Annotated in this window: 28 protein-coding genes; 19 read left to right on the top strand and 9 right to left on the bottom strand. The window is 32.0% G+C overall.

Annotation, left to right across the window (positions count from 1 at the left end):
- The 10 genes from trpD (at position 1) to GN138_RS14775 (ending at position 7,386) form a co-directional block, all read left to right on the top strand.
- Complete coding sequence (gene trpD / locus GN138_RS14735) at positions 1-993, top strand: anthranilate phosphoribosyltransferase (RefSeq protein WP_157364764.1); 993 nt, start codon at positions 1-3, stop codon at positions 991-993.
- A 349-nt stretch (positions 994-1,342) separates the two neighbouring features.
- Positions 1,343-2,125, top strand: coding sequence for an indole-3-glycerol phosphate synthase TrpC (gene trpC / locus GN138_RS14740; RefSeq protein ID WP_157364765.1), 783 nt, complete (start codon positions 1,343-1,345; stop codon positions 2,123-2,125).
- 124 nt (positions 2,126-2,249) lie between these two features.
- On the top strand, positions 2,250-2,864 hold the full coding sequence (locus GN138_RS14745; protein ID WP_157364766.1) for a phosphoribosylanthranilate isomerase: 615 nt from the start codon (positions 2,250-2,252) through the stop codon (positions 2,862-2,864).
- A gap of 230 nt (positions 2,865-3,094) precedes the next feature.
- A complete protein-coding gene (gene trpB, locus GN138_RS14750; protein ID WP_157364767.1) occupies positions 3,095-4,276 on the top strand; it encodes a tryptophan synthase subunit beta in 1,182 nt (393 codons plus the stop codon).
- A gap of 343 nt (positions 4,277-4,619) precedes the next feature.
- Complete coding sequence (gene trpA, locus GN138_RS14755) at positions 4,620-5,384, top strand: tryptophan synthase subunit alpha (protein WP_157364768.1); 765 nt, start codon at positions 4,620-4,622, stop codon at positions 5,382-5,384.
- Positions 5,385-5,488: 104 nt separating this feature from the next.
- A complete protein-coding gene (locus tag GN138_RS16055; RefSeq protein ID WP_197429360.1) occupies positions 5,489-5,632 on the top strand; it encodes a hypothetical protein in 144 nt (47 codons plus the stop codon).
- Positions 5,633-5,690: 58 nt separating this feature from the next.
- Positions 5,691-5,915 carry a hypothetical protein gene (locus tag GN138_RS14760; RefSeq protein WP_157364769.1) on the top strand — a complete coding sequence of 75 codons (225 nt, stop codon included), beginning with the start codon at positions 5,691-5,693 and terminating at the stop codon, positions 5,913-5,915.
- A gap of 80 nt (positions 5,916-5,995) precedes the next feature.
- Positions 5,996-6,382 (top strand): DUF805 domain-containing protein, encoded by a 387-nt coding sequence (locus GN138_RS14765; protein WP_157364770.1) that lies wholly within the window; start codon positions 5,996-5,998, stop codon positions 6,380-6,382.
- Between the two features lie 96 nt (positions 6,383-6,478).
- Positions 6,479-6,934 carry a tRNA (cytidine(34)-2'-O)-methyltransferase gene (locus tag GN138_RS14770; protein ID WP_157364771.1) on the top strand — a complete coding sequence of 152 codons (456 nt, stop codon included), beginning with the start codon at positions 6,479-6,481 and terminating at the stop codon, positions 6,932-6,934.
- Between the two features lie 83 nt (positions 6,935-7,017).
- Complete coding sequence (locus tag GN138_RS14775) at positions 7,018-7,386, top strand: EF-hand domain-containing protein (RefSeq protein ID WP_157364772.1); 369 nt, start codon at positions 7,018-7,020, stop codon at positions 7,384-7,386.
- A 68-nt stretch (positions 7,387-7,454) separates the two neighbouring features.
- Here the strand turns inward: GN138_RS14775 and GN138_RS14780 are convergent, their stop codons facing one another.
- Genes GN138_RS14780 through GN138_RS14790 form a run of 3 tightly spaced genes read right to left on the bottom strand, consistent with a single transcriptional unit; the run spans position 7,455 to position 9,210 of the window.
- On the bottom strand, positions 7,455-7,688 hold the full coding sequence (locus GN138_RS14780; RefSeq protein WP_157364773.1) for a VF530 family protein: 234 nt from the start codon (positions 7,686-7,688) through the stop codon (positions 7,455-7,457).
- 1 nt (position 7,689) lies between these two features.
- Positions 7,690-7,905, bottom strand: coding sequence for a DUF6500 family protein (locus tag GN138_RS14785; RefSeq protein WP_157364774.1), 216 nt, complete (start codon positions 7,903-7,905; stop codon positions 7,690-7,692).
- A gap of 6 nt (positions 7,906-7,911) precedes the next feature.
- On the bottom strand, positions 7,912-9,210 hold the full coding sequence (locus tag GN138_RS14790) for a DEAD/DEAH box helicase (RefSeq protein WP_157364775.1): 1,299 nt from the start codon (positions 9,208-9,210) through the stop codon (positions 7,912-7,914).
- A gap of 167 nt (positions 9,211-9,377) precedes the next feature.
- Here GN138_RS14790 and GN138_RS14795 point away from each other — a divergent pair, with 167 nt between their 5' ends.
- Positions 9,378-9,929: a GNAT family N-acetyltransferase gene (locus tag GN138_RS14795; RefSeq protein WP_157364776.1), complete on the top strand. Its 552-nt coding sequence runs from the start codon at positions 9,378-9,380 to the stop codon at positions 9,927-9,929.
- Here the strand turns inward: GN138_RS14795 and GN138_RS14800 are convergent.
- The 4 genes from GN138_RS14800 to GN138_RS14815 form a co-directional block, all read right to left on the bottom strand.
- Positions 9,924-10,646, bottom strand: a complete 723-nt coding sequence (locus GN138_RS14800) for a hypothetical protein (RefSeq protein ID WP_157364777.1) — start codon at positions 10,644-10,646, stop codon at positions 9,924-9,926. The two genes, GN138_RS14795 and GN138_RS14800, sit on opposite strands and share 6 nt — an antisense overlap.
- Positions 10,647-10,676: 30 nt before the next feature.
- Positions 10,677-11,435, bottom strand: a complete 759-nt coding sequence (gene yaaA / locus GN138_RS14805) for a peroxide stress protein YaaA (protein WP_157364778.1) — start codon at positions 11,433-11,435, stop codon at positions 10,677-10,679.
- A 408-nt stretch (positions 11,436-11,843) separates the two neighbouring features.
- The gene (locus tag GN138_RS14810; RefSeq protein ID WP_157364779.1) at positions 11,844-12,881 is read right to left on the bottom strand and encodes an RluA family pseudouridine synthase; all 1,038 of its coding nucleotides are present in this window, start codon (positions 12,879-12,881) and stop codon (positions 11,844-11,846) included.
- Between the two features lie 9 nt (positions 12,882-12,890).
- Complete coding sequence (locus tag GN138_RS14815; RefSeq protein ID WP_157364780.1) at positions 12,891-13,439, bottom strand: PASTA domain-containing protein; 549 nt, start codon at positions 13,437-13,439, stop codon at positions 12,891-12,893.
- 164 nt (positions 13,440-13,603) lie between these two features.
- On the opposite strand from GN138_RS14815, the gene GN138_RS14820 reads away from it, so the two are divergent.
- The 3 genes from GN138_RS14820 to coaD are packed head-to-tail and all read left to right on the top strand — an operon-like array spanning position 13,604 to position 15,972.
- Positions 13,604-14,584: a D-alanine--D-alanine ligase gene (locus tag GN138_RS14820; protein WP_157364781.1), complete on the top strand. Its 981-nt coding sequence runs from the start codon at positions 13,604-13,606 to the stop codon at positions 14,582-14,584.
- Positions 14,585-14,594: 10 nt separating this feature from the next.
- Positions 14,595-15,476, top strand: a complete 882-nt coding sequence (locus tag GN138_RS14825) for a tetratricopeptide repeat protein (RefSeq protein WP_157364782.1) — start codon at positions 14,595-14,597, stop codon at positions 15,474-15,476.
- A gap of 37 nt (positions 15,477-15,513) precedes the next feature.
- Entirely contained in the window at positions 15,514-15,972 is a 459-nt protein-coding gene (gene coaD, locus GN138_RS14830; protein WP_157364783.1) for a pantetheine-phosphate adenylyltransferase, read from the top strand.
- Between the two features lie 6 nt (positions 15,973-15,978).
- Here the strand turns inward: coaD and GN138_RS14835 are convergent, their stop codons facing one another.
- Together GN138_RS14835 and alaS are read right to left on the bottom strand one after the other, a co-directional pair.
- Complete coding sequence (locus tag GN138_RS14835; protein ID WP_157364784.1) at positions 15,979-16,932, bottom strand: GSCFA domain-containing protein; 954 nt, start codon at positions 16,930-16,932, stop codon at positions 15,979-15,981.
- Between the two features lie 146 nt (positions 16,933-17,078).
- The gene (gene alaS, locus GN138_RS14840) at positions 17,079-19,694 is read right to left on the bottom strand and encodes an alanine--tRNA ligase (protein WP_157364785.1); all 2,616 of its coding nucleotides are present in this window, start codon (positions 19,692-19,694) and stop codon (positions 17,079-17,081) included.
- Between the two features lie 219 nt (positions 19,695-19,913).
- On the opposite strand from alaS, the gene GN138_RS14845 reads away from it, so the two are divergent.
- The 5 genes from GN138_RS14845 to GN138_RS14865 are packed head-to-tail and all read left to right on the top strand — an operon-like array spanning position 19,914 to position 23,107.
- Positions 19,914-20,885 carry a M23 family metallopeptidase gene (locus GN138_RS14845; RefSeq protein ID WP_157364786.1) on the top strand — a complete coding sequence of 324 codons (972 nt, stop codon included), beginning with the start codon at positions 19,914-19,916 and terminating at the stop codon, positions 20,883-20,885.
- Between the two features lies 1 nt (position 20,886).
- Entirely contained in the window at positions 20,887-21,216 is a 330-nt protein-coding gene (locus tag GN138_RS14850; protein WP_157364787.1) for a MerR family transcriptional regulator, read from the top strand.
- 11 nt (positions 21,217-21,227) lie between these two features.
- Complete coding sequence (locus GN138_RS14855; RefSeq protein ID WP_157364788.1) at positions 21,228-21,824, top strand: LemA family protein; 597 nt, start codon at positions 21,228-21,230, stop codon at positions 21,822-21,824.
- A gap of 12 nt (positions 21,825-21,836) precedes the next feature.
- Positions 21,837-22,274: a TPM domain-containing protein gene (locus tag GN138_RS14860; RefSeq protein ID WP_157364789.1), complete on the top strand. Its 438-nt coding sequence runs from the start codon at positions 21,837-21,839 to the stop codon at positions 22,272-22,274.
- Positions 22,274-23,107, top strand: a complete 834-nt coding sequence (locus GN138_RS14865) for a TPM domain-containing protein (protein WP_157364790.1) — start codon at positions 22,274-22,276, stop codon at positions 23,105-23,107. The genes GN138_RS14860 and GN138_RS14865 overlap by 1 nt, the downstream gene beginning before the upstream one ends.
- The last annotated feature ends 6 nt before the right edge of the window (positions 23,108-23,113 follow it).

Here is a 23,113-nt window from a genome sequence, read left to right on the forward strand (position 1 = left end):
ATGAAGGCATTATTAAATAGACTAATAAACCAAGAAAGCATCTCGAGTGAAGAAGCAAAAAACGTCTTGGTAAATATATCAGCAGGTCACTACAACCAAAGTCAAATTGCATCATTCTTAACCGTTTACATGATGCGCAGCATCACGTTAGACGAACTTAGAGGATTCAGAGACGCCCTTTTAGAACTTTGTATTCCTGTAGATTTAAACGATTACAACACTATAGATTTATGCGGAACAGGTGGTGATGGAAAAGACACGTTTAATATTTCAACCTTGTCCTCATTTGTCACGGCAGGTGCAGGAGTTCATGTTACAAAACATGGAAATTATGGTGTATCCTCTGCTTGTGGTTCTTCCAACGTTATGGAACATTTAGGTATTAAATTCACCAATGATATCGACTTTTTAAAACGAAGCATAGACGAAGCAGGTATTTGTGTGTTACACGCACCATTATTTCATCCAGCCATGAAAAATGTGGCACCAATTAGAAAAGAATTAGGCGTAAAAACCTTTTTCAATATGCTAGGACCAATGGTAAATCCTGCATTTCCCAAAAATCAAATGGTTGGGGTTTTTAATCTCGAATTGTTAAGACTTTACGGTTATTTATATCAAGAAACCGACAAAAATTATGCTGTAGTTCATGCCTTAGATGGTTATGATGAAATTTCATTAACAGGAAAAACAAAAGTTATAACAAATGCATCCGAAACTTTATTTGAACCATATGAATTAGGTGTGGATATCGTAGAGCAATCTGCCATTTTTGGAGGAAGCACTGTAAAAGAAGCTGCCAAACTATTTATAAAAATTATAAACGGCAATGGCTCTAAAGCCCAAAACAATGTAGTCTGTGCAAACGCAGGATTAGCGATTGCTACTGCAAAACAAATTTCTCACAAAGAAGGGTTTCAATTAGCAAAAGAGTCGTTAATGAGTGGAAAAGGAAAAGAAGTTTTAGATAAGTTGATTGAGATAAGCAAATAATAATTAGCAGTTAGCAGTTAGCAGTTAGCAGTTAGCAGTTAGCAGTTAGCAGTTAGCAGTTAGCAGTTAGCAGTTAGCAGTTAGCAAAAATGAAATATAATTTGGGAAGAAAGCAAAAATAAGTAAAAATTAATGTCCCAAATTCCGACATAGTCGGAAACATCAAAATTCAGAAATAATGAGCGAAAGAACAAAGATGCGAGGCGCAGCCTCAAGCACGAAGTTCTGAAAGCGAATGTCGCTTTAGCGATTTCCTAATTTTGATTGTGATTTTTGGTTCGTTTGCATCAAGACAAATGAATAAATAAGAAAATGAATTTAAAATAAACCTGTTTTTACAGGCTTTAATATGAACATATTAGACAAAATAGTAATAGACAAACGTAAAGAAGTTAATTTACGTAAATCTTTAATTCCAATAACTCAATTAGAGCAATCTGTTTTATTTGAACGCAACACTATTTCTCTAGCTCAAAACCTAAGAAACAGCCAATCAGGAATCATAGCAGAACACAAAAGACGTTCCCCATCTAAATCTGTTATTAATCATAATTTAAATGTGCAAGATGTGGCGAGTGGATATGAAACTGCAGGTGTTTGTGGTATGTCTGTTTTAACTGATGGAAAATATTTTGGTGGTTCTTTAGACGATTTAATAATTGCCAGAGCCAGTTCTAATTTACCGCTTTTAAGAAAAGAATTTATTATTGACAGCTATCAAATTCTCGAAGCCAAAGCTTATGGAGCAGATGTTATTTTATTAATAGCAGCTATACTAACAAGAGCAGAAATAAAACAATTTTCAGAATTAGCAAAAAGCTTAAATATAGATGTTTTATTAGAAGTACATAACGAAGAAGAATTACACAAATCCATAATGCCTTCAATAGATATGTTAGGTGTAAACAATAGAAATTTAAAAACTTTTGAAGTCAGCCTAGAAACCTCAAAACAATTGAGTCAATTAATTCCAAACGATTTTGTAAAGGTTTCCGAAAGCGGAATAAGTTCAGTTGAAGCCATAAAAGAATTACAACCGTTTGGTTACAAAGGCTTTTTAATTGGAGAAAATTTCATGAAAACCGATAATCCTGGAGAAAGCGCTAAAGAATTTATTAAAGGCCTCCTCTAACTCCTCCATTAGGATGAGAACTCTTACTGATATGAAAAAAGAACTTCAAAATATTAACGAACACTTTTTCCCCTTTAGGGAAAATGCCGACAGGCAAAAGGGGCTTTTGTTGAAAATCTGCGGAATGAAATATAAAAACAATATAGAAGCTGTTGCTAAACTGCAACCCGACTATTTAGGCTTTATATTTTATGATAAATCTGCAAGACATTTCGATTCAATAATTCCAGACATTCCAAAATCGATTAAAAAAGTTGGAGTTTTTGTGGATGAAAAACTAGAAATTGTAAAAGAGAAAATAGAACAATATAATTTACAAGCTGTACAGCTTCATGGTAATGAAACACCAGAATATTGTGGTCAAATAAATAATGTTGAAGTGATAAAAGTTTTCAGTATCAAAGATGAATTTAACTTTGATGTGCTTCAACCTTACGAAAAAGTTTGCGATTACTTTTTATTCGATACTAAAGGAAAATTACCAGGTGGCAATGGTTACACGTTCAATTGGAATGTACTTAACCTCTACCCTTCCACAAAACCGTATTTTTTAAGTGGAGGAATTGGATTAAATGAAATTGAAAGCGTTCTGTCATTCTTGCAAAGGCCAGAATCTCAATATTGCTACGCATTAGACATCAATAGTAAATTTGAAATAGAACCTGGGTTGAAGAATATTAAGGAATTGAACATGTTTAAAAACAAATTAGCAGTTAGCAAAAAACGAAAAACAAATTAGGATACAAACAAGGTTTAGTAAATATGAATGTCCCAAATTTCGACATAGTCGGAAAACATCAAAATTCAGAAATAATGAGCGAAAGAACAAAGATGCTAGGCGCAGTCTCAAGAACGAAGTTCTGAAAGCGAATGTTGCTTTAGCAATTTCCTAATTTTGATTGTGATTTTTTGGTTCGTTTTGTATCAAGACAAAATGAACAAAGAATAGAAAATAATAAACTAAAAACAATGAGTTACAACATCAACGAAAAAGGCTACTACGGAGAATTTGGAGGTGCATACATTCCAGAAATGCTATATCCAAACGTAGAGGAGTTACGACAAAATTATCTCAAAATAATGGCAGAACCTTCATTTCAAGAAGAGTTTAATGCGTTATTAAAAGACTATGTTGGTCGCCCTTCGCCACTCTATTTTGCTAAACGTCTTTCAGAGAAATACAATACAAAAATTTATCTAAAACGTGAAGACCTCAACCATACAGGAGCGCACAAAATCAATAATACTATTGGTCAAATTCTTATGGCAAAACGTCTAGGCAAAAACAGAATTATTGCCGAAACAGGCGCTGGACAACATGGTGTAGCCACCGCAACCGTCTGTGCACTAATGGGAATTGAGTGTATCGTTTATATGGGAGAAATTGATATTGCTCGCCAAGCACCAAATGTTGCAAGAATGAAAATGTTAGGAGCCACTGTGATTCCTGCTTTATCTGGAAGTCGAACGTTAAAAGATGCCACCAACGAAGCCATTAGAGATTGGATTAATAATCCTGTAGACACACATTATATTATTGGTAGTGTGGTTGGTCCGCATCCTTATCCAGATATGGTTGCTAAATTTCAGGCCGTTGTTTCAGAGGAGATTAAAAGTCAGCTTTTAGAAAAAGAAGGTACAGAAAACCCAGATTATTTAGTGGCTTGTGTTGGAGGTGGCAGTAATGCTGCCGGAACCTATTACCATTATTTAGACAACGAAGACGTTAACATTATTGCCATTGAAGCAGCAGGACATGGTATAGACTCAGGAGAAAGTGCTGCAACGTCTGTATTAGGAAAGGAAGGTATTATTCATGGCAGTAAAACCTTATTAATGCAAACCAAGGACGGACAAATTACAGAACCTTATTCAATTTCAGCAGGTTTAGATTATCCTGGCGTGGGACCAATGCATGCCAATTTATATAAAACAGGTCGTGCAGAATTTATAGCCATTACAGATAATGAAGCCATGAAAGCTGGACTAGATTTATGTAAACTAGAAGGAATTATTCCTGCTATAGAAAGCTCACACGCATTAGCTGTTTTTGAACACAAAAAATTTAAACCAGACGATATCGTCGTTTTGAATTTATCAGGACGAGGCGATAAAGATTTACAAAATTATATTGACTATTTTAAGTTGTAAATTGGCAGTAAGCAGTAAGCAGTAAGCAGTAAGCAGTAAGCAGTAAGCAGTAAGCAGTAAGCAGTAAGCAGTAAGCAGTAAGCAAAAATGAAATATAACTTGGGAAGAAAACAAATTTTAGTAAAAGTTAATGTCCCAAATTCCGACATAGTCGGAAGCAACGATTTTTAGAAATAATGAGCGATAGAGCGTAGCTTTAAGCATGGAATCCTAAAAGCGAATGGTGCTATAGCAATTTCCTGATAAATCGTTTTGAACTTTTGGTTCGTTTTGTTTCAAGACAAAATGAACAAATAAAATAAAATGAATTCCTGCTAATTCAGGAGTAAAAAACAATAACATTTTGAACAGAATAAACCAAAAACTAGAAGAAGACAAAAAGCTATTATCCATATACTTCACAGCAGGATACCCAAACATTAATGATACAGTGACTGTTATTGAAAATCTTGAAAAATCTGGTGTAGATATGATAGAAATAGGCTTACCATTCAGTGACCCTTTGGCAGATGGACCAACCATACAAGCAAGTTCAACCAAAGCCCTACATAATGGCATGACAAGTGAACGCCTTTTTGAACAATTAAAAAACGTGCGCAAAACGGTTTCTATTCCGTTAATAATAATGGGCTATTTTAACCCAATGTTGCAATATGGTGTAGAAGAATTTTGTAAAAAATGTCAAGAAGTTGGTATCGATGGACTTATTATTCCGGATTTACCAGTAGATGTTTATCATGATAATTACAAATCTATATTCGAAAAATATGGATTAATCAATGTTTTTTTAATTACGCCACAAACTTCAGAAGAACGTATTAGATATATCGATTCTATTTCAAATGGATTTATTTATATGGTAAGTTCTGCAAGTGTTACAGGTAGTCAATCTGGCTTTGGAGATGCACAGACAGAATATTTTCAACGTATAGCCAACATGAAATTAAAGAACCCTCAAATTGTTGGTTTTGGAATTTCTAATAACGAAACTTTTATGCAAGCCACCAAATACGCAAAAGGCGCCATTATTGGTAGTGCATTTGTAAAGCATTTAACTAATTCTGGTGTTGAAAAAGTTGATGATTTCGTAACATCCATTTTAACATAACACGCCTGTTTTTAACGTTTTAACTTTATGTTTTAAGAAAGCTTTAGTAGAGAATCTATATATTATGCCTTATATTAAGATTGAATCAAAAAAAATAATAAAATATGGGAATGATAAAAGAAAGAAAAAAATTTAAAACTCGATTAGAACAAAAAAACCCAACAAATTTAAAGGGTAATGTTAATCAATTAAATAATTCGTTTGATATTGACCATACAACTATTAAAGAGCAGCAAACGAAAAAATAATTAATTCATAAAAACTATAATTTTAAGTCTATTCTTATATTTGAATAGACTTTTTTTTATGAAACTATTCAACGATTGGAAACTTATAATTCTACTCTGCCTAACTTTAGGCTTAGCGCCTTTTTTGCCTGAACCTCACATTGTGGGTAAAATAAGATGGATAGCAGGAGGTGCTAATGGAATGACCGTAAAAGACTGGTTTGATGTTGTTTTTCATGGATTTCCATTTATTCTTTTAATTCGACTACTAATCATAAAGTTTTTTTTCAAAAGCAAACGTTAATCGAGAATAATAAACTTCTATTCTTCCATTTTAAATTAAAGTTTATATTTGGGTAACGTTAACCAATTAAAATAAAATTTATGGAATGGTATTTAAAAGTCGTAAGAGATAATTACGCAAACTTTACAGGTAGAGCAAGACGTCAAGAATATTGGATGTTTGTACTATTTAATATCCTTTTTGCTTTTGCAACTGTACTTGTTGCTGGTGCATTAGTTGCATTGACAGAAATAGGAGCATTTGCAGGCTTATATTTTATTTATATATTAGGTATCATTATTCCTAGCTTAGCTGTAGCAGTAAGACGTTTACACGATATAGGAAAAAGTGGATGGTTTTACCTCGTAGCTTTAATACCTCTTGTGGGTGGAATTTGGCTAATTATTTTGTTCGCAACAGAAGGAGACAAAGGACCTAATGCTTATGGACCTGACCCAAAAGAAACAAATTCTACAGTTACTGTTTAAGTTTAGAAACTTTAAATAGAAGAATTAACAACTTATATTTGATGCCTATTCTCATAAATTGAATAGGCATTTTTTTATTCACAATTATATTTAATAATGTCATTAAACATTGTACTCATAGAACCTGAAATTCCAAACAACACTGGTAACATTGGTCGTTTGGCTTTAGCTTCAGGTTCTACCTTGCACTTAGTAAAACCTTTTGGATTTGAAATAGATGATAAACGTCTTAAACGCGCAGGGTTAGACTATTGGCAGCATCTCGAAGTTATTTACTATAATAATATAGATGATTTTTTCAAAACTAATGAGAACGCAAAAATGGTGTTCTTATCAAGCCATGGAACACAAAGCCATTGGGACATTCAATTTGAAGACAATCTATTCCTAGTCTTTGGAAAAGAGTCCGTTGGTTTACCAAAATCCTTATTAGAAGAACATAAATCTCAATTATTTAAAATTCCACTTTATAGTGATTCCATAAGAAGTTTAAATTTAGCGAATGCTGTAAGTATAATAGTGTATGAAGGCCTGAGGCAATTAAGAGCATAATTCAACAACTTATTAAATTAACTAAATTTTAAAGCTTTTTACCTTATATTGGTCTCAATATTGGATAATTAAAATTAAATATTATGATTACAAAAACAATAAAAACCGGAATATTTTTGATAGCTATAGCATCTTTCTCTTTTACAAATGCGCAACAAAAAATTGAAAAACAAGAAGTTCAGAATGAAAAAGCAATTAAAAGTTTTAAAACTTTTGACGCTGATTTTAATGAAGTTATCACTTTAAAGGAATTTAAAGTGGTAAAAATGAAAGAAAAAGCTTATAATGAATCTGTTACAAAAGAAAGCTTTTCTGAAATGGATACAGATAAAAATGGCTTTATAAGTATGAAAGAATATATTGTAGCCTTCGAAATGAAAAAGAAATCTGTAAAAAAGAGAGAATTAAAAAAGACTGAAAAAGACATTAATGCAACACTAAAAAAAGAGTAGATTTCAATTATTGCTTGAAACATAAAAAAACCTCATTTCTAAATGAGGTTTTTTTATGCTAATTAGTTTTATTTTAAGTTGGGATTTTTTTCTAAATATGCCAAATACATTTGCTCAACTTTAGTTCTTGCCCAAGGAGTTCGCCTTAAAAATTTTAAACTAGATTTAACTGAAGGATTGTGTGTAAAACATCGAATATTAATCTGATAACCCATATATTCCCAACCATAATGAGCTTGTAACTCCGTAACAATATCAGCCAGTTTTTTACCATGCAAGGGGTTATTGGGTTGTGTAGACATATTAAAAACTATTTACTAATGCTTTAATTTTAACGGCTTTTTCAAAATGATTTAGTTGATGTGTTTTTATCCACCAAGTAGCAGCTTCCATCAACAATTCTGGAGTATCATTTTTGTTTTTAAAAAAAGCATAAATCGAGATGCCAACGTTAATGCCTTTTTGTGCAATTTTCTTATCGCAAACCTCTAATATTTTTTGTTTTAAACTATCAGTCATTATAATTTAATTACGTTTAGAATCTTTATTTCGGTTTCGGTTCCTACTATGATTTCTATTAGAATTTCTGTTATTTCCAGAACCTTTATTATTAGAATTTCTATTATTAGTTCTTCTACCTCTATTTTGATTTCTATTCTGACCTGGCTTTATTGGTTTAGTTGAAGCATTTGGGTCTGGTTCAAAACCTTCCACAATTTCTACTTCTATAGATTCTCCTATCAATTTCTCAATAGCTTTTAAATAACTCGTTTCATCTGCACTAACTAAAGATAATGCTTGGCCTTCTGCGCCTGCTCTACCTGTTCTTCCAATTCTGTGTACGTAATCTTCAGAAACATTTGGTAATTCAAAATTTATAACGTGTGGTAGTAACGGAATATCAATTCCTCTGGCTGCAATATCTGTAGCTACTAAAACCCTAACAGAACCGTTTTTAAAACCTGCTAAGGCCTTTGTTCTGGCACCTTGACTTTTATTTCCATGAATAGCTGCAGCTGTAATGCCTGCGCTAATCATCTTTTTACAAAGTTTATTAGCACCATGTTTGGTTCTAGTAAAAACTAAAACCTGTTTCCAGTTTCCTTCAGAAATCAATTTAATTATTAAACCTATCTTTTTACCTTTAGCAACTCTATAGACTTTTTGGTCTATAACTTCTACAGCAGTATTTTGTCTTGCTGTTTCAACTTGAACTGGATTGTTTAAAATAGAATAAGCTAATTTCTTAATATCTTTAGAGAATGTTGCAGAGAATAGAAGGTTTTGTCGCTTGTCTGGCATCAACGTCATGACACGTTCAATATCACGTAAAAATCCCATATCTAACATTCTATCTGCCTCATCTAAAACAAATATTTCTATACGTTTTAAAGATAATGCACCTTGATTGTGTAAATCTATTAATCGTCCTGGTGTTGCGATTAATACATCAACACCTTTTCTAATGGTTGCGATTTGCGGTTTTTGATTAACACCACCAAAAATCACAGCACTTCTTATATTTAGAAATTCGCTATATTCCTTTACATTAGTATGCACCTGAGCCGCTAATTCTCGCGTAGGTGTTAAAATTAATGCTCTTATAGGTCTGTATTTCTGCTTAGGATTTTCAGATAAGAAATGTAATAATGGTAATGTAAAACCTGCAGTTTTACCTGTTCCGGTTTGTGCAGAAGCTAAGACGTCTTTTCCTTCTAAAACTAAAGGAATGGCTTTTGCTTGTATTGGAGATGGTGTTTCATATCCTTTTTTACGGATTGCTTTTAATAACGGCTCAGATAAGCCCAATTCTCTAAATGACATATATAGTGTTTATGAAGCAAACTCTATATCTTCTTTAGGTCACTCCTTTAATTTGGCGCGAAGTTACAGCTAATTTATTCTACAGAGCCTGTCTCATCAACTTTCTTAATATTTATATTAACTTTAGTGTTGTTATAAAGTTGAAAACATTGATTTTAATACCAAAAATGAATTTTAATCCCTTTCCTGTACTAACTTCAGAATATCTAATATTAAGAAAAGTTGAAGAATCAGATAACTATACAATACTACATTTACGTTCAGACAAAATAATTAATCAATACATAAAAAGACCAGAACATAGACAGACCAAATCAATTACCGATGCGTTAAACTTTATAAAAACACAGCATAAAAACTTAGAAAACAATGTTTCTATTGTTTGGGGAATTACCCTAAAAGACCAATCAGAACTCATAGGTACTATTTGCTTATGGAATTTCTCAGAAAACAAAAAAGTCGCAGAAGTTGGTTATGATTTAAAGACCGAATTTCATAACAAAGGCATTATGACTGAAGCTTTAAACTTGGTTCTCAACTTTGGATTTAAACAATTAAAACTTCAAAAAATTGAAGCCTTTACCCATTTCAAAAATGAAAGCTCTAAACGGCTTTTAACTAAAAATGGATTTATATTAAACCCAATAAGAAAAGATTTAGATAATGATTTTAATTTAATTTATGAGAATTTTAAAGACACTTTAAACAGTGAATTATAGAGATTTTAGCAAACGCTCCACCTCAGTAATTGTACTTCTGTATAGACGTTGATTAGGTTTGGTCATATGCTTAGATTCTTCCGAGATTTCATTTAATAAATCCTTACCTTCTGCTGTTCTATTATTTTCTATGAAGAATTTTGCCAATTCTAAACGTTCATTGTAGTTAGAATACGGTCTATCGATTTGTCTTAATTGCGCCTCAGCTTGCTCTAATTGACCTAATTCTTTTAATGCTAAACCATAACAAAATTGTTGTTTAGACGCGTTAAATTCTGGTTTGGATTTTATCACTTCTACACTATCTAAAACTCCAGCATAATCTTGTAATTTAAAATAACACAAAATGAGTTGTTGATGTGCATATAGATTATTTTGAGACCTATCTTTTAAAGTCTGCTTATATTGATTTATTGCATTAGGCATGTCATTAATAGCAAAATAAGCATCTGCTAAATCAATTCTATTGGTATACGTATCTGAAAATTCTAACTTCTTTTCTAAGTCCTTTATTTTCTTAGTTGGGTTGATAATAGAAGTTAGTTCATTTTGAATTTTATCGGCATCATTCTTATTATAAACTTCTGTAATAATGTAAATAATTGAACCTATAACAGGAATAAAAAAAATGAGAAAAAACCAATAATAAGGTTTGTGATTTTTATAAACGTGATAAATACAAAATGCCTGAAGCGCAACTATTAAATAGTAAAACATGATTTAGAATTAGGTATCTAAATATAGTAACTATCTTGTAAACACCAATTCATTTTCCGAAGATAATTCTTCACTAAATCCGTAGTTTTCTAAATTAAATCCTTTAACATCATCTATAGTTTTTGCATCTGTATCTATGATGTATCTTGCCATTAATCCTCTCGCTAATTTGGCGAAAATGGCAACTATTTTATACTGTCCGTTTTTAAATTCTTTAAAAGCTACATTAACAACAGGTACTTTTAAAGCCTTTGTGTCTATGGCTTTAAAATACTCGTTACTTGCCAAGTTTAGAAAAAGCTCATCATCTTCTAATTCATCGTTTAGCGCTTTTGTGATTTTCTTTTTCCAGAATTCGTATAAATTTTTGTTTTTACCAACTGGCATTTTAGTTCCCATTTCTAATCGGTAAGGCTGAATTAAATCTAATGGTTTTAAAACACCATATAAACCAGATAATATTCTAACCGTATCTTCTACTTTATCTAATTTATCAGTATCAATTGTATAAGCATCTAATCCTCTATAAACGTCGCCACTGAATGCATATATGGCTTGCCTAGCATTGTCTGCTGTAAATGGTAAAGCCCATTCTTGGTTACGCTCGTAATTTAATTGCCCTAAATTATCTGAAATGTGCATCAGTTTAGATAAACTTTTTGCGGATTTCTTTTTTAATACTTTATTTAATCGTTCTGATTCTGCTAAAAATAGACTTTCTGTTGTTTTAGTCGTTGGTAAATTACTTTCGTAATCTAAAGATTTTGCTGGTGATAGTACTAATTTCATATATTTTGTACTGCTATGGCAGATTTTTTATTTGGAGTTATACGCTTCTTCTTTTTCAGTAGTAAAAATACAATGTATCTAAATGATTTTCTAACAAATATCAATACTAAAATTGATATCGCTATAAAAAATAACTATGGAAACACAATTACGAATTGAAAAAACAAATAATAGTTCTATTCTATCGGACAGATTAAATTCACTAACGCTGGGAAAGCGCGTTAAGGATGGAAACGGCATCCTTTTTTGAGGCACGAAAAAAGATATAGTGGACAGCCTGGTTATTTTTTCCTGCAAGGTTTAATACCTTGTAGGAAAAAATAAAACGCCCAAAACATATCATTTTAGACGTTCCTTAATCTTTGTAAAATCTAATTTTGAGATTCCTGCCGTCGCAGCAATTTGGTACTAATCGTTGGCATGCTTTGCATAATGTCTCCACTTCTCTAAACATTGTGCGATATCTTCAGGAATTTCAGATTCAAACTTCATAAATTCTCCTGTGGTTGGATGTACAAAACCAAGTGTTTTGGCATGTAAGGCTTGTCTCGGCAAAATCTTAAAACAGTTTTCTACAAACTGCTTGTACTTTGTAAATGTTGTACCCTTTAAGATGCGCTCACCTCCATAACGTTCGTCGTTAAAAAGGGTATGGCCAATATGTTTCATGTGCACACGGATTTGATGTGTACGTCCTGTTTCGAGCTTACAACTTACCAACGTTACATAACCCAAACGTTCTAAAACTTTAAAGTGTGTAATGGCTGGCTTACCTTTTTCTTCTTCGTCTTCTAAAAAAACTGTGTTTTGTAATCTATTTTTGGGATGACGACCAATATTGCCTTCAATAGTGCCTTCGTCCTCTTTTATATTTCCCCAAACAAGTGCTACATATTCGCGCTCACTCGTCTTTTTTGCGAACTGATTAGAGAGATGCGCCATGGCTTGTTCGGTTTTGGCAACCACTAACAATCCGCTTGTATCTTTATCTATTCTATGCACCAAACCTGGCCGTTCGCTTGAGTTGTTTGGTAGATTTTCAAAATGAAAAATCAATCCATTAATCAACGTACCAGAATAGTTACCGTGTCCTGGATGCACCACCATACCAGCTGGTTTGTTAACTACGAGCAAATCATCATCTTCGTAAACAATATCTATAGGAATATCTTCTGCAATTAAAAGATTTTCGTGTGGTGGATGCTCAAACTTTACAGTGATATAATCGTTTGGTTTTACCTTGTAATTAGATTTTACAGGTACATCGTTCACAAAAATACTTCCGTCTTTTGCTGCAGCTTGAATTTTATTACGCGTAGCGTTTTCTATAAAATTCATTAAGTATTTATCGATACGAAGAGGTTGCTGACCAGCGACTACTCTAAAAGCATGATGCTCATAAAGCTCGTTTTCTTCGTCGTCTGAAATAGGAGGAATATTTGGCATTGATTTAATTTATAATTTACCGTTGCCTAACACCAAATCTATCTTAGACGTTAGAGGTAATTTTGTACCAGCTTTTAGAGGTTTACCTTGGTACGACATAGACATTACCCCTTCTCCAATAGCATCTTTATAGGTAATTTCTCCAACTGTAAAACCTAAAGCTTCTAATTGTGGTTTTGCTTGTCTAAAAGTAAATTTTAAAATATTTGGTACTTCTACTTTTCGGTAACCAGAAGGATTTAAAATTAAGTAAATCTTTCTATTTTCTTTTACTTGAGAACCTGCAGCTGGTTTTTGCTCTATTACAGAATATTTTGGATACTTTGGATTAAAATTAGCTGAATCTTGAATTTTTAGTCTTAAGTCTAAATCTTTTAATTCTATACCAACAGTTTCTAAAGATTTACCTTTTAAATCTGGTACAATTACAAATTCTCCATGATTGGTTGTAATATTTAACCATTTTAAAACAATAAAACAGATTACAACAAGCGCCACAATGGCCAATGCAATTTGTTTAAAAAACACTTTACTAGTAAGAAACTTAACTAAACTCATAAGCTTATATAATTGTGGACAAAACTAAGAAATTCTAACGTTATTTTAACGTCTCGCAAATAAAATACGTATCAACAAGAGATTTAGTTTATAAAAAATAAATTATACATTTACACTATCGCTTATTTAAACTAATATAAACCCAGTTATTTGGGCTATTAAAAATGAAAAAAAATATTGCAATTATAATGGGAGGCTATTCTAGCGAATACAAGATTTCCCTAAAAAGTGGTAACGTGGTTTACAATACCTTAGATAAGACTAAGTATAACGCTTTTCGCATTCATATTTTTAAAGAGAAATGGGTTTTTGTTAATGACCGAGATGAAGAAATTTCAGTTGATAAAAATGATTTTTCTGTTGTTATAAATGGTACAAAAATTACTTTCGATTGTGTGTTTAACGCCATACATGGTTCGCCAGGTGAAGATGGTTTTATGCAAGCTTATTTTGAATTATTAAACATTCCGCAAACCAGCTGCAATATGTACCAAGCTGCATTAACTTATAATAAGCGCGATTTATTAGCTACCTTAAAACCTTACGGTATTAAAACGGCTGAAAGTTATCCGCTTAACCTTGGAGACCAAATAGATGAAGATGTTATTATCGCCAAAGTTGGTTTGCCTTGTTTTGTAAAAGCAAATAAAGCTGGTAGTAGTTTTGGTGTTTCTAAAGTGTATAAAAAGGAAGAATTACAAGCTGCAATAGACAACTCTTTTAAAGAAGATAATGAAATTATTATTGAGCAATTTTTAGATGGTGTTGAAGTCTCAGTTGGTGTTATTTCTTATAAAGGCGAAACTTTAGTTTTACCAATTACAGAGATTGTTTCTGAGAATGACTTCTTTGATTACCAAGCTAAATACGAAGGAAAATCTCAAGAAATCACACCTGCTCGTATTACAGATGATTATGCCAACAAAGTAAATACTGAAGCTAAACGCATCTATGAAATTTTAAAAATGAAAGGGTTCTCTAGAAGTGAATTTATCTTTAAAAACGATGAGCCTTATTTACTAGAAGTCAATACTGTACCAGGTTTAACCAACGAAAGTATTTTACCACAACAAGCTGCTAAAGCAGGTATTAGTATGGCTGCTTTGTTTGAAAATGCTATTGAAGAGACTATCAATAAAATATAAAACAATAATTATGAATAAACTATCTTATCTAATATTTGGCTCTATTATTACATCAATGTTTTGCTTTTCTCAACAAGATTTAATTCCTCTAAAGTTTGATACAAAATATTATAACGCTATAGATAAATGGGTTGCTTTTCCTAAAACAGAAAAAGATTCTACCTATACTTTAGGTTTCATTTACATAGATGAAATGGCAGGTTTTACTTTTAATTTTGAAAATTCTTTTACTATTAAAAATAACATATTAATACCAGCAAAAAAGGATAGTATTTTAAATACAACGTCTTTAAAAAGCAGACTTAGTACAAATACAAAAAATGTTGCCATAATTAACGAGGAACAAATAAAAGAGCTAAACTTACCATCAACACCTGCTTGGTTAGAAATTTACAAAAATAATGAAGACTCTGTAGAATACCTTAAACAAATTGGTTATCACTATAATCATATTGGTGCAAGTACTAACGCCATAGAACCATTATTAAAAGCCTATAACAAGCAACCTCATTATAAAGGATTAGAATTTGAGCTCGCCTTTGCATTTAATGCTACCAAACAATTTAAAAAAGCAATACCTGTTTTAGAAAAAGCAATAGCAAACAAAAATAATGATCAACTCATATATAAAGAATTAGGGTACGCCTTAATGAATATAGAAGAATACGACAAAGCTGAAAATGCATTCAATGAAGGTATAAAAAATGCAAAAGACAATAATATTAAAGTAGAAATGGCAATAAATATGTGTTCTCTTTATTTCAATAATAAGAACGAAAAAAAATATAATAAATGGATAAAAATAGCAAAACAATATATTGACGAAACCTCACAATTTTCAAAGTATATTGACTATTTTGAAAGTGAATGGCAAAAGCAAAAAAAACATTAAGTTTCTTATCTTTAACAAAGAAATTACAAAGTAAAAAATGAAACGAGCATTATTCCCAGGATCTTTTGACCCAATTACAAACGGACACTACGATATTATAAAACGTGGCATTAAATTATTTGACGAAGTTGTAGTTGCCATTGGTATTAATGCCGAAAAAAAATATATGTTTTCTTTAGAACAACGTAAAAAATTCATTGAAGACGCTTTTAAAGACGAACCTAAAGTAAAAGTGGTGACTTATACAGGATTAACAATTGATTTTTGCGAAAAAATTGATGCTAAATTTATTTTAAGAGGTCTGCGAAATCCTGCAGATTTTGAATTTGAAAAAGCTATTGCTCACACCAACAGAAGGCTCTCTAAAATTGAAACTGTATTTCTATTAACTGCAGCAAAAACCTCTTTTATTTCATCTTCTATAGTAAGAGATGTGTTAAGAAATAATGGAGACTATACGGTTTTAGTGCCTGAGAGTGTTAGAGTGAATAATTAAGAGAATTTATTTAAAATTAATAAATGGAAATTCCGATTTTAAACTTTCAATATCCGATTGAAGCTTTAAAAGAAATTTTTGGTGTGCCTCAGAATTTGGATTAAACGGTCTATGTGCCTTTCTAGACTGAATTGAACTGACCTTTTCTAGTGTTTCTAACGCATCTGCAGATAACCAAACTGTAGTGAATTTTTCCCAAATATAATCTACAGCTGTAGTATTAGGATGCAGCATGTCTTCTTTATAAAAACGGTAATCTCTTAATTCATCCATCATAATTTCATAAGAAGGAAAATAATAAAGTTGTTCTCTAGGTTCTACAACCTGATGAATTGCAGTTAATAAGTGCGATTTACTTAGGGTGTTTTCAACAAAGCCATCTTTAATATGTCTTACAGGCGAAACAGTAAATAAAAATGAAATTTTAGGATTTACACATCGTATTAAACTTATAATTGATTCTAATGCTTCTACAATTTGTTCAACGGTAAGTAATTCTTTTAAAAACTGTTTTTGAGGTATTTTATGGCAATTGGCAACAATATTATCTGAAGCAATATGTCTATAAACCCAACTTGTACCTAATGTAATTATAACATGACTTGCACTAAAAAGATAATTATAAGTCTCATCAATTTGAGTATTCAAACTATCTAATAATTCTTCTTTTGAAGTCGTGTTTAATTTTGAATGTGCATCTAAACAACTCCAGTGCTCATTATGAAAATGTAATTCATCTTCAGAATAATAATCTTTATTTACAGCACGTGTGATTAAATTTTCAATTGCTAATGGATGAAATAAAATACCAAAAGGATTAATTACATTTTGAAACTTAAAATACTCAAACTTAGCACCTATATTTTCAGAAAAGCACGAACCTAATAACAACACGTTAGATTTATAATCTATTTGATTATGTGGTTGTGGTTTTAGTGGTATTTCGGTTTGTAGTTTCATTTATTTTAATCAAATTCGGAAAGCCAAACTCTTAAATTAATAAACCCATTTTTTCTTTGCGACTTAGCGTCTCAGCGACGAAATATTTACTTTTATTTCTTTGTTGCTTAGTAGCTCTGTAACTTTTAAAATTTCCAAATATCTATTTATCCTAAATAAGTCTTCCCAGCCTCTAAAGCAACTTCAATACCTTGTGGATTTTTCCCTCCTGCAGTAGCAAAGAAAGGTTGTCCTCCTCCTCCTCCTTGGATGTGTTTTCCTAATTCTCTTACAATAGTCCCAGCATTTAAATTTTTGCTAGCCACTAATTCCTTAGAGATATAGCAAGACAGAATGGCTTTACCATTATTTTCAGCTCCAAATAAAAGCATCAAATTATCAAACTGACTTCCTAATTCAAAACATACATCTTTAATTCCTGAGGCATCTAAATCTAGTTTTTTAGCTAAGAATTGAACACCATTAATCTCAGTTATTTCATTCTTTAATTCATCTTTAATATGTTTTGCTTTGTCTTTTAATAAGCTTTCTATTTGTTTTTTTAATTCCGTATTTTCATCTTGAAGATTAGTTAATGCCTTTACAGGTTCCTTTGCATTATTAAGCAAACCTTTCATTTGTAAATAGGTTTCATTATTCTCAGAAAAATAATCTCTAACCGATTTATTAGTTATTGCTTCAATTCTTCGTATTCCGGCAGCAACAGCACCTTCAGATATAATTTTAAAGTGCCAAATATCAGAGGTGTTTTTAACATGGATTCCACCACATAATTCTATAGATTTCCCAAATCTTATTGTTCTAACCGTATCGCCATATTTCTCTCCAAATAATGCCATGGCACCATCTTCAATTGCTTTCTCCATCGGAACATTTCGTCCTTCTTCTAAAGGTAATTTACTTTCAATTCTAGCATTTACAAAGTCTTCTATTTCTTGTAATTGCTCTGCAGTTACTTTAGAGAAATGAGAAAAATCAAAACGTAAAGACTCTGGTTTTACAAGAGAACCTTTCTGTTCTACATGCTCACCTAAAATAGTTCTTAATGCTTGATGTAATAAGTGTGTTGCAGTGTGGTTACTAGAAGATAATGCCCTATGTTCGCTACTTACAATTGCCTTAAAACTATCATTTAAATGATTTGGTAGTTCTTTTGTTAAGTGGTAAACAACATTATTTTCTTTTTTTGTATCTAATATATATACAACGTCACCATGCTTATCTTCTAAAAAGCCTTTGTCTCCTACTTGCCCACCACCTTCTGGATAAAATGGTGTTAGGTTAAAAACCAATTGGTACATTTCACCATCTTTTTTAGAGGTTACTTTACGATACTTAGCAATTTTTACAGTTGCTTCTTCAGAATCGTAGCCAATAAACTCTTGTGCTTCATCTTCAAATAATACAATCCAATCTTCGGTAGATGTTTCACTTGCCGAACGTGATCTATTTTTCTGTTTTTGTAATTCTTCTTTAAAGCCTTTTTCGTCTAATTTTAAATGCTTTTCAGACAAAATTAAAGCTGTTAAATCAATAGGAAATCCGTAAGTATCATATAATTCAAAAGCTTTTTCTCCTGAAACGGTATCGCCTTTTGTTTCTTCTACAATTCTATTTAACAATACTAAACCTTGATCCAATGTTCTTAAAAAAGAGGTTTCTTCTTCCTTAATAACATTTTCTATTAATGTTTTCTGCGCACTTAATTCTGGGAATGCCTCACCCATTTTTTTGCTCAACACATCTACTAAACGATATATAAAAGGTTCTTTTTTATCTAAAAAGGTAAATCCATAACGCACAGCTCTACGTAAAATTCTTCGAATAACGTAACCTGCACCAGTATTACTAGGTAATTGACCATCTGCAATAGAAAATGCAACAGCTCTTACATGATCCGAAATCACTCTTATAGCCACATCTGCCTTTTCATCCTTACCATAATTTTTATTTGTTATGGTTTCTATCTCACGTATAATTGGTGTAAAAACATCAGTGTCATAATTAGATTGCACACCTTGTAAAACCATACAAAGCCGTTCAAATCCCATACCTGTATCAATATGTTTATTAGGTAAATCTTCTAGTATACCATTTGCTTTTCGGTTGTATTGCATAAAAACCAAATTCCAGACTTCTACAACCTGCGGATGATCCATATTAACTAAAGATTTACCATCTACTTTTTCTTTTTCTGCCTTTGACCTTATATCTACATGAATTTCACTACAAGGACCACAAGGACCTTGATCACCCATTTCCCAGAAATTATCTTTCTTATTGCCTTTTAAAATGCGGTCTTCAGCAATATATTGTTTCCAGATATTATAAGCTTCCGTGTCCATTTCTAGCTTATCATTGTCATTACTACCTTCAAAAACGGTAACATATAAGATATCTTTATCAATACCGTAAACTTCGGTTAAAAGTTCCCAAGCCCAAGCTATGGCTTCTTTTTTAAAATAATCACCAAAACTCCAGTTCCCTAACATTTCAAATAATGTATGGTGATAGGTATCGTAACCAACTTCCTCTAAATCGTTATGCTTGCCAGAAACACGTAGACATTTTTGAGAATCTGTAATTCTATTGTTCTTTGGTTCAGTATTACCAAGAAAATACTCTTTAAATGGTGCCATTCCAGAATTTACAAACATCAGTGTTGGATCATTCTTTAATACCATTGGTGCAGAAGGAACAATTAAGTGCTGTTTTCCTTCAAAAAAGTTTAAAAATTTAGAACGGATTTCTTGAGACTTCATATATTAAAATTAAAGCTAGTTTTTAATAAATTGCGTAATTGAAAAACATTTTTTTATCTTTACTCACCATTTTTTAATTTAAAATATGGTGTTTGTGACCTCACAAATTAACTACATTAAAAATTAAATTGATATAATTTTTGTAGGTTTGAAAGTTACGCTTAAATAAGATGCTTACTTTGTGCACTTATTTGCTGCAAAAATAGTATAAATTCAAAGATGGCTAAAGTAAAATATTATTATGATTCTGAAACGCTTTCTTACCGCAAAATAAAGCGTAAGAAACGAACAACTTTTAAATATGCTGTGGTATTTTTAACAGCTGCAGCACTATTTGGTTTCTTGTCTTTTTTTATTGCCAGTCAATACATAGAGTCACCTAAAGAACGTGAAATGGCTAGAGAATTGCAAAACATGGAATTGCAATTTGAATTGCTCAAAAAACGAACAGATGACGCATTTGCCGCACTAGAAAATGTAGAAGAACGTGATAACGCTATTTACAGACTATATTTTGAAGCAAACCCTATACCTACGGAACAACGTAGAGCTGGTTTTGGAGGTATTAACCGTTACAAAAAATATGAAGGATATAATAATTCTCAATTAATTGCTGAGAGTAATAAACGTCTAGATATTTTAGAAAAAGCAATTGTAGTACAATCTAAATCCTTAGATGAGATTGCCAGACTTGCAGAAGATAAAGAAAAGTTTTTAGAAGCCATACCTGCTATACAGCCAATTAGTAACGAAAATTTAACACGTATGGCATCTGGTTATGGTTATAGAACTGATCCTTTTACAAAGGTTAGAAAATTTCATTTTGGTATGGATTTTACAGCACCAAGAGGCACCCCAATTTATGCTTCGGGAAATGGTGTAGTTAAGCGAGCAGATAACAACTCTACAGGTTACGGAAATCATATTAGAATAGACCATGGTTACGGTTATATTTCATTGTACGCACACTTATATAAGTATAACGTTAAAGTTAACCAACGTGTTAAACGTGGCGACTTAATTGGTTTTGTTGGTAGTACAGGGCGCTCTGAAGCACCTCACCTACATTATGAAGTTTTTAAAGATGGTGAACGTATAAACCCAATTAATTTTTACTACGGAAACTTGTCTGCAGAAGAATATGACATACTGCTAAAGAAAGCATCGTTAGAAAACCAATCTCTAGATTAAGATGCATATAGATTTACCAGAAAAACGATATTATGGCATTGGCGAAGTAGCCAAAGCTTTTAAAGTTAATGCTTCTTTAATTAGATTTTGGGAAAAAGAATTTGATGCTTTAAAGCCAAAGAAAAACGCTAAAGGCAACAGAAAATTTACGCCTGAGGATATTAAGAACCTTAAGTTCATTTACCATTTAGTAAAAGAAAGAGGTTTTACTCTCGAAGGCGCTAAAACACACCTTAAAGAAGAAAAAAAACAAGCTTTAGATAAGTTCGCCATTATAGAAAAACTTGAAGGTATAAAAGCACAACTAACAAAAATAAAAACACAACTTTAAACTAAACTATTATGAAAAAATGGCTCGTTCCTGTTATTATAATTGCACTTTTAGGATTTGCTTTATATTCTTGGGGAAAAAACTTTAACAATGAGGCTGTAACATTAAATGAAAATGTAAAAGAATCTTGGGGAAATGTGCAAACTTCCTACCAAAGACGTAATGACCTTATTGGCAACTTAGTTAAAACGGTACAAGGAGCTGCCGATTTTGAAAAAAGCACTTTAGAAGCCGTAATTAAAGCACGTTCTGAAGCTACAAAAACTACAATAGACCCTTCTAACATTACACCAGAGCAGTTAAAAGCCTTTAACCAAGCACAAGGTGGATTAAGTAGTGCTTTATCTAGATTACTTGTTACTGTAGAGAAATATCCAGATTTAAAAACAAATCAGAATTTCTTAAAACTACAAGATGAGCTAACCAGTACAGAGAACACTATACAAACCGCAAGAACACGCTATAATGAAAAGATAAAGCCTTACAACATTCATGTTAACACATTTCCTAATAGTATTTTAGCAGGTTTTTTAAATTTTGATGAAAAACCATATTTTGATGCTGAAGCTGGTGCTGAAAAACCTGTAGATGTAGAATTTGATTTTTAATAAATTAATAACATGTCTAAACTTGAAGATTTTCTTAGTACCAAGGATGAAGAGAGAATCGTTGAAGCTATACGAAATGCAGAGAAAAACACATCTGGAGAAATCCGTGTTCACATAGAAAAGCATTGCGAAAGTGATATTTTTGAACACGCTGTAGAGGTTTTTTATAACTTAAAAATGGATAACACCAGAGAACAAAATGGTGTATTAATTTACGTTGCTGTTGAAAATAAATCTTTTGTGATTTATGGTGATACAGCAATTAATGCTGTTGTGGATAAGAATTTCTGGAATTCTACAAGAGATATCATTGCTTCGCATTTTAAAACAGGAAATTTTAGTGAAGGTTTAATTAAGGGGATTGAACAAGCAGGACGAGAATTATCTACCCATTTCCCTTGGCAGCAGGAAGACACTAACGAACTTGATAATACAATTTCTAAAGGCTAATGTATAAATTCAAGCACTTATTTATAACCATTGTATTAAGCATTTTTACAAGTTTATTTTTTACTGCAAATGCACAATATAATATACCCGACAAACCAAAATACATTCCGCCTGTTATAGACAGTACAGGCACCTTACAGAAATACGAATTTAATGCACTAACCCAAAAATTACAACATTATAGTGATAGTACATCTACAGAAGTTATTGTTGCTATAATACCCACAACAAAAGGCGAAAACATAGGTTTACTAACCCCAAAATGGGGACATAAATGGGGAATTGGCCAAGCTGAAGAGGATAACGGTGTTTTTATTTTATTAGCCATAAATGATAGAGACATATGGATTTCTCCAGGATATGGTGTAGAAGATAGATTAACAGCAGGTACTGTAGGAGAAATAACTAGAAATGTCATCATCCCAGAATTTAAAAGAAGGGATTATTATAGTGGTTTAGATAAAGGAACAGATGCTATTTTTGATGTGCTTAGTGGTGCGTACAAAAACAATAGAAAGCAATCATCTTCAGAAGGCATACCTTTTGAAGTTATCCTCTTTTTGTTCATCATATTTATAATTTTTGTAATTGCTATTTCTAAAACTCGAGGTGGTGGAAACGGACGTGGTGGCGGAAATCATAATTCTGATGATGCCAGAAGTATACTCGAAGCTATTATTTTAAGTAATATGGGAAGAGGAAGCTACTCAAGAGGTTCATCTTCTGGAGATTTTGGAGGAGGATTTGGTGGCAGCTCTGGAGGCGGTAGTTTTGGAGGTGGCTTTGGAGGCGGAGGCGGATTCTCTGGTGGAGGCGCTGGTGGAAGCTGGTAAAAATTT

The sequence above is a fragment of the Winogradskyella endarachnes genome (assembly GCF_009741275.1).
GTDB lineage: Bacteria > Bacteroidota > Bacteroidia > Flavobacteriales > Flavobacteriaceae > Winogradskyella > Winogradskyella endarachnes.

Coding starts and splice junctions, on each gene's coding strand:
- GN138_RS14770 (WP_157364771.1), top strand. CDS start 6,479: ATGTCATTAAACATTGTACTCATAGAACCTGAAATTCCAAACAACACT.
- GN138_RS14860 (WP_157364789.1), top strand. CDS start 21,837: ATGTCTAAACTTGAAGATTTTCTTAGTACCAAGGATGAAGAGAGAATC.
- GN138_RS14800 (WP_157364777.1), bottom strand. CDS start 10,646: ATGTTTTACTATTTAATAGTTGCGCTTCAGGCATTTTGTATTTATCAC.
- GN138_RS14825 (WP_157364782.1), top strand. CDS start 14,595: ATGAATAAACTATCTTATCTAATATTTGGCTCTATTATTACATCAATG.
- GN138_RS14820 (WP_157364781.1), top strand. CDS start 13,604: ATGAAAAAAAATATTGCAATTATAATGGGAGGCTATTCTAGCGAATAC.
- GN138_RS14760 (WP_157364769.1), top strand. CDS start 5,691: ATGAAACTATTCAACGATTGGAAACTTATAATTCTACTCTGCCTAACT.
- GN138_RS14835 (WP_157364784.1), bottom strand. CDS start 16,932: ATGAAACTACAAACCGAAATACCACTAAAACCACAACCACATAATCAA.
- trpC (WP_157364765.1), top strand. CDS start 1,343: ATGAACATATTAGACAAAATAGTAATAGACAAACGTAAAGAAGTTAAT.
- GN138_RS16055 (WP_197429360.1), top strand. CDS start 5,489: ATGGGAATGATAAAAGAAAGAAAAAAATTTAAAACTCGATTAGAACAA.
- GN138_RS14815 (WP_157364780.1), bottom strand. CDS start 13,439: ATGAGTTTAGTTAAGTTTCTTACTAGTAAAGTGTTTTTTAAACAAATT.
- GN138_RS14865 (WP_157364790.1), top strand. CDS start 22,274: ATGTATAAATTCAAGCACTTATTTATAACCATTGTATTAAGCATTTTT.
- trpD (WP_157364764.1), top strand. CDS start 1: ATGAAGGCATTATTAAATAGACTAATAAACCAAGAAAGCATCTCGAGT.
- alaS (WP_157364785.1), bottom strand. CDS start 19,694: ATGAAGTCTCAAGAAATCCGTTCTAAATTTTTAAACTTTTTTGAAGGA.
- GN138_RS14855 (WP_157364788.1), top strand. CDS start 21,228: ATGAAAAAATGGCTCGTTCCTGTTATTATAATTGCACTTTTAGGATTT.
- GN138_RS14785 (WP_157364774.1), bottom strand. CDS start 7,905: ATGACTGATAGTTTAAAACAAAAAATATTAGAGGTTTGCGATAAGAAA.
- coaD (WP_157364783.1), top strand. CDS start 15,514: ATGAAACGAGCATTATTCCCAGGATCTTTTGACCCAATTACAAACGGA.
- GN138_RS14775 (WP_157364772.1), top strand. CDS start 7,018: ATGATTACAAAAACAATAAAAACCGGAATATTTTTGATAGCTATAGCA.
- GN138_RS14810 (WP_157364779.1), bottom strand. CDS start 12,881: ATGCCAAATATTCCTCCTATTTCAGACGACGAAGAAAACGAGCTTTAT.
- trpB (WP_157364767.1), top strand. CDS start 3,095: ATGAGTTACAACATCAACGAAAAAGGCTACTACGGAGAATTTGGAGGT.
- GN138_RS14765 (WP_157364770.1), top strand. CDS start 5,996: ATGGAATGGTATTTAAAAGTCGTAAGAGATAATTACGCAAACTTTACA.
- GN138_RS14850 (WP_157364787.1), top strand. CDS start 20,887: ATGCATATAGATTTACCAGAAAAACGATATTATGGCATTGGCGAAGTA.
- yaaA (WP_157364778.1), bottom strand. CDS start 11,435: ATGAAATTAGTACTATCACCAGCAAAATCTTTAGATTACGAAAGTAAT.
- GN138_RS14795 (WP_157364776.1), top strand. CDS start 9,378: ATGAATTTTAATCCCTTTCCTGTACTAACTTCAGAATATCTAATATTA.
- GN138_RS14780 (WP_157364773.1), bottom strand. CDS start 7,688: ATGTCTACACAACCCAATAACCCCTTGCATGGTAAAAAACTGGCTGAT.
- GN138_RS14845 (WP_157364786.1), top strand. CDS start 19,914: ATGGCTAAAGTAAAATATTATTATGATTCTGAAACGCTTTCTTACCGC.
- GN138_RS14790 (WP_157364775.1), bottom strand. CDS start 9,210: ATGTCATTTAGAGAATTGGGCTTATCTGAGCCGTTATTAAAAGCAATC.
- GN138_RS14745 (WP_157364766.1), top strand. CDS start 2,250: ATGAAATATAAAAACAATATAGAAGCTGTTGCTAAACTGCAACCCGAC.